At 71.8% G+C, this 5,591-nt stretch carries 4 protein-coding genes; 1 reads left to right on the forward strand and 3 read right to left on the reverse strand.

The annotated features are described in order from the left end of the window. Positions 1 to 61: 61 nt before the first annotated feature. Positions 62 to 3,037: a UPF0182 family membrane protein gene (locus AC1DUQ_RS16625; RefSeq protein WP_477061529.1), complete on the reverse strand. Its 2,976-nt coding sequence runs from the start codon at positions 3,035 to 3,037 to the stop codon at positions 62 to 64. A 136-nt stretch (positions 3,038 to 3,173) separates the two neighbouring features. Here AC1DUQ_RS16625 and AC1DUQ_RS16630 point away from each other — a divergent pair, with 136 nt between their 5' ends. Then, entirely contained in the window at positions 3,174 to 3,719 is a 546-nt protein-coding gene (locus AC1DUQ_RS16630) for a PPA1309 family protein (RefSeq protein ID WP_477074166.1), read from the forward strand. On the opposite strand, the gene AC1DUQ_RS16635 is transcribed toward AC1DUQ_RS16630, so the two are convergent. Together AC1DUQ_RS16635 and AC1DUQ_RS16640 are read right to left on the reverse strand one after the other, a co-directional pair. Then, the gene (locus tag AC1DUQ_RS16635) at positions 3,720 to 4,823 is read right to left on the reverse strand and encodes a YlbL family protein (protein ID WP_477074167.1); all 1,104 of its coding nucleotides are present in this window, start codon (positions 4,821 to 4,823) and stop codon (positions 3,720 to 3,722) included. A gap of 23 nt (positions 4,824 to 4,846) precedes the next feature. Next, positions 4,847 to 5,591 (reverse strand): Rossmann-fold NAD(P)-binding domain-containing protein (locus AC1DUQ_RS16640; protein ID WP_477074168.1); only part of this gene is annotated, 745 nt, incomplete at its 5' end.

A 5,591-nucleotide genomic window follows, 5' to 3' on the forward strand; every position in this document is an offset into this window, starting at 1 on the left:
CGTCACCACCGGCCGGACCACGTCACTCGCCCAGTCGGGCGTCACCACCGGCCGGACCACGTCACTCGCCCAGTCGGGCCTCCGCGTCGAGGGCAGCCCGGACCGCGTCGTCGAGCCGCTGCTGCGCCTCGCCGTAGGCCGCGAAGTCGTTGCGTGCCAGTGCCGACTGGCTGTCCGCGATGGCCTCCTTGGCCTGCTGAAGCGCGCGGTCGAGGTCGGCGCGGGCGGTCTCGTCCGTGCCGGTCCCGGTCCCCGGGTCGGTCGGCGGAGCCGTCGGTTCCGCCGTCGGTTCGCCTGTCGGGGGCGTGCCCGTGTCGGGATCGGTCCCCGCGTCGCCGGCGTCGGCACCCGAGTCTCCGCCGAACACCTGGTCGAGGGCGCCGTCGAGCGTGTCCGCGAACCCGATGTCGTCGCCGAACGCGACGAGCACGCGCTGCAGCAGCGGGAAGGTGGTGCCGGTCCGCGCCTGGACGTACACGGGCTGCACGTAGAGCAGACCGCCACCCATCGGCAAGGTGAGCAGGTTGCCGCGGGCCACCTGCGAGTCGCCTCGTCCGAGGATGTTGAGCTCGTTGGACACGTCCGGGTCGGCGACGAAGTTGTTGTTCACCTGGCCGGGTCCGGGCACCGTCGAGTCACGTGGCAGCTCGAGCAGCCGGAGCGTGCCGTAGTCGTCCGACGGCTTGCCGTCCTCGTTGCCCGCTTCGGCGTCGACCGCGAGGTAGCCGGTCAGCACGTTGCGGGCGTTGTTGCCCGTCGGGATGAACGACGACATGAGCGAGAAGCGAGCCTCGTCCTGGTCCGGCATCCGCAGCGTGAGGTAGTACGGCGGCTGCGGGACGGCGACGCTGCTGGTGGGGTCGTTCGGGTTGGCCCAGAAGTCGTTTCCGGAGAAGAACTGCCCGGCGTCGGTGACGTGGTACCGGGCGAGCAGGTTGCGCTGCACCTTGAACAGGTCCTCGGGGTAGCGCAGGTGGCTCATGAGCGCGCCGTCGATCGACGACAGGGGCTCGAGCGTCGACGGGAACACCGAGTCCCACGCCTTGAGGATGGGGTCCTCGATGTCCCAGGCGTACAGCGTGACCGATCCGTCGTAGGCGTCCACGGTGGCCTTCACCGAGTTCCGGATGTAGCTGACCGTCTTCGGCTGGAGCGCCTGGACGGTCTCGGACGTCTCGGTCAGGGAGTCCGTGGTCGCGTCGTCGAGGGACCGCGACGCCGCGTACGGGTACTGGTCCGTCGTCGTGTAGCCGTCGACGATCCACTTGACCCGGCCGTCGACGACCGCCGGGTACACGCGGCCGTCGAGCGTCAGGTACGGGGCCACCTTCTGCACCCGGTCGCGCGGGTCGCGGTCGTAGAGGATCTGCGAGTCGCTCGTCACACGGTCGGAGAACACGATCTGCTCGGAGCCGAACTTCAGCGCGTAGAGCAGCTTGGTGAACGGGTTCGAGATCGACGGGCCGGCAGAGACGTCCTGCGTCGGGAACGTGCTGTTCTGCGCGCCGGAGCCCTCGTCGGAGGGGTAGTCCAGCTCCCACGGCGTCGCACCGTCGGGGGCGCCGACGATGGAGTAGGTCGGGGCCTTCGGGCTGAAGTAGATCCGCGGCTCGTACTCGCCCATGTCGCCGGTGGACGGGATGCCGCCCTCCCAGAAGTCGGGCGCCCCGCGGCCTGCGGTCGTGTTGCCGTAGGCGGCGACCACGCCGAAGCCGTGGGTGTAGACCGTGGTGTCGTTGGTCCAGTTGCGCTGCTGCTCGTCGAGCCCCTCGAGCGACAGCTCGCGCACGGCGATCACGGTGTCGCGGCTCTCGCCGTTGACCTCGTAGCGGTCGACCGACAGGGAGTCGGGGAAGTCGTAGAACGCGCGGATCTGCTCGAGCTGCTTGAAGGACGGGCTGACGATCTGCGGGTCGAGCAGGCGGATCGACGCGGTGGTGTCGGCGTCCTCGCGCAGCGCGCCGGCCTCGGCAGTGACCTCCGCGTTGTACTCCGTCGTCTTGACGTCGTCGAGCCCGTACGCGTCGAGCGTCGCCTCGATGTTGCGCTGGATGTACTCCGCCTCGGCGTCCTGCTGGTTCGGCTGCACCTGGAACCGCTGCACGACTGCCGGGTAGATGCCGCCGACGGCGATGGCCGCGACGATCATCAGGCCGACGCCGATGGCGGGCAGGCGCCAGTTGCCGCGGATCGCGGTGACGATGAACATCACGGCGACGAAGATCGCGATGCCCGCGAGGATCGCCTTGGACGGGATGACCGCGTGCACGTCCGTGAACGAGGCGCCGACGAACTTCTGGCCCGACTTCATGAGGATCGAGTAGCGGTCCAGCCAGTAGCTCGCCGCGATGAGCAGCATGAGCACGGCCGCGATGGTCGTCAGCTGGACCCGGGCGGCGCGGGTCGTGCGCGGGGTCCCGCCGCTCGGACCGCCCACGCGCAGGCCGCCGTACAGGTACTGGGTGGCCACGGCGCCGATGCCGGCCAGGACCGTGACGGCCATGAGGAACGAGACGACGAACCGCAGGCCGGGCAGCGTGAACAGGTAGAAGCCCAGGTCGATGCCGTACTGGGCGTCGGTCTTGCCGACCGTCCCCCCGTGCATCCACAGCTGGATGGTCTGCCACTGCTGGGACGCGGCCGCACCGGCGAACAGGCCGAGCACGGCGGGGCCGACGATCATCACCAGGCGGCGCAGCGGCTCGATGGCCTCGCGGTACTGGTCGAGGTTCGCCTGCTCCTGCGTCGACGGGGCGTACACGGGACGTGACCGGTAGCCGAAGTTCAGGCTCCAGTAGACGGCCCCGCCCATGACGAGGAACCCGAGCGTGAACAGCACGGCGCGCGTGCCCCACTCGGTGGCGATGACTCCCCCGAACCCGAGCTGGCGGTACCAGAGCACCTCCGTCCACACCTGGGCGAGGAGGAGCACGAGGACGACGAGCACGCCGAGAACGACCAGCGTGGGTGCGAGTGCTCCGCGCCGGCGCGCGCGGGGCGGGCTGGTCCGGGGCGGCGGCGGGCTTCCGAATGTCACGGCGTGGCGGTCCTCGTCATCGGGTACAAGATCGGGAACAAGAGCTGACAGCGGGGCACGCACAGGACGCACACCACTCGCACGCTGAACGTGCCGGTCGAGGCACAGGTTCCCACAGGAATGCGACCATGAACCCGTGACTGAACCCACCCCCGCACTGGCCGCCCTGGCCGGATCCGTCCGCGAGATCGAGCAGCACGTCGCCGAGGCAGGCTGGGACGGGCCGGTCCGCGTCTTCGCGCTCGTCCGCACGCAGGCGATGCTGCAGACCGAGCCCGGCCTCGCCGCTCAGCTGGACCCGGCGGTGCTGGTCGCGGCGCGGTCCGACCCGGACCACCTGACGTCGGTCGAGCAGGAGGAGCTGCCTGCGGCGCCGGACCTGGAGACCCTGCTCGCCGGCCTGTCGTGGCCGTCGACGGTGGACGGCATGGCGGTCACCGTGGAGCGCGTCGTCCTCCCACYGGCCGCCGAGGAGGCGATGCCGCGGGACACCGACGCCGCGCTCGAGTACCTCCTGGCCCATCCCGAGCGCCAGGACGTGCGCCTGGTGGTGGGGGCGCTGCGCGACGGGCCGTCGTGGTGCGCCGTCCGCAGCCGCGCGAACGACAGCGCCGACCAGGTGGGTCAGGGTCCCGACCTGGTGCCGGGCCTGGTCTCCGCGGTGCGCTCGACGCTCGACTGACTAGCGGCAGGTCGGCAGGTCGTCGGCCGTCCCGGCGCCGATCGCGGTCATCGCCTCGCGGGCGTCGTGCAGCGTCTCGATGGAGACGACGCGGAGCCCGTCCGGCACGTGCCCGACGACCTCGTCGCAGTTCGAGGCAGGCGCCAGGAACCAGGTCGCCCCGTCGCGCGTGGCGCCCGCAAGCTTCTGCCGGATCCCGCCGATCGGACCGACCTCGCCGGTGACGTCGATGGTGCCCGTCCCCGCGATGTCCTTGCCGTTCGCCTCGTCCTCGGGCGTCATCTTGTCGATGATCCCCAGCGCGAACATGGTCCCCGCGCTCGGTCCGCCGATGTCGTCGATGCTGATGGTCACGTCCACCGGCATGTCGAAGGACGGGTCGATGAACACGCCGATCTGCGCGCGACCGTCGTCCTTCTCCCCGGTGACGACCGGGATGTCGACGGCCTGGCCGTGCCGGCGCACGGTGAGCGTGACGGTGTCCCCCGGCTCCACCTGCTCCAGCTGCGCGATCAGCCCCTGGTAGTCGGGTACCGCGATGCCGTCCAGGGCGACGATGACGTCCCCCTCCTCGACCTTGCCCTCGGCGTCGGTCCCCTCGACGGCACCGGCCACGACGAGCGTCGCGGGGACCTCGTACCCCAGCTCGGTGAGCGCGGCGACCGCGGCGTTCTCCTGCGAGGAGACCATCTCCGCCTCGTTGGACTCGTCGATCTCGTCCTGGGTCTGGTCCRGCGGGTACAGCAGCTCGACCGGCTGGACCACGGTCCAGCGCGAGAGCCAGCCCTGGACGACGCCGACCGCGCTGGACGGGAAGCCGGGACCGCCCGTGCCGGACACTGTGGTCAGGCGCAGCTCACCGGTGGACTCGAACGTCTCGGCGCCCTCGATCTGGATCAGCGGCGTGTCGTCGTGCTCACCGAGAACGTCGCGCGTCGGGCCCGGGCTGCTGATCGCGTAGGGCACCGGCAGGATGACGAGCACGGCGAGCAGCAGCGCGGTGRCCAGCATGCCGACCGACAGCGTGAGCGAGCGCGGGCTGACGCGTTCGGGCTCGCCGGGGGGCTCGTCGACATCGAACGGGGAGGTGGGCTGCTCCAGCACGCCCACATCATCCCCTGTCGCGCTCACCCCCGCCGACGCGCCCGCGCCTGCCGCCACACGGCTGCCGTGCCGATGAGCGCGACAGCAGCTCCCGCCGCCCCGAGCGCGGCGGCGTCCCGCGTGCCCACCCGGCGTCCGGCGACGGCGAGCCGGCCCTGGACCCCCTCGAGCAGGACGTCGAGGCAGGCGGCGCTGGACCACCGCGGTTCCCACCCCGCCGCGCGCAGACGGTCCGACGCGACGGTCCACGGGTAGACGACGAAAGCGAGCTCCGAGGCGGGCGCCGGCAGGACTCCCACGCGGTGCAGCCGCTCCGCCGTGCCGAACGCGGTCGCGGCCGCCAGCTCGACCCGGCGCATCCCCGACGCCGCCTCGACCTGGGCGGGATCGAGCACGTCCGGCGCCCCCACGGTGAGCACGCCCGCGAGCGCGTGGTCCACCGCGAACCGCGTCGCGGCGGCCAGGTCGTCCACGTGCACGAACTGCCACGGACGGACGGCGCCGCGCACGGTGAGCAGGCGGGGAGCCTCGAAGTGCCGGGTGACGAAGGTGTCGACGCCGGCGCCGACCACCGCCGCCGGCCGCAGCTGCGTGACCAGCGGGGACCTGCGGCGTGCCCCGCGCTCGAGCACGGCCGCCGCGGCGAGGAGGTCACCCACCAGTCCGTCCCGGGCAGCGTCCTCCGTGCGGGGCAGCGGGTCGCCGTCGTTGATCTCCGGCCGGTCGGCCCAGGCGCCGTAGACGACCGCGGACCCGATCGCCACGACG

It is taken from the genome of Cellulomonas sp. P4_B5_2, from assembly GCF_056402235.1.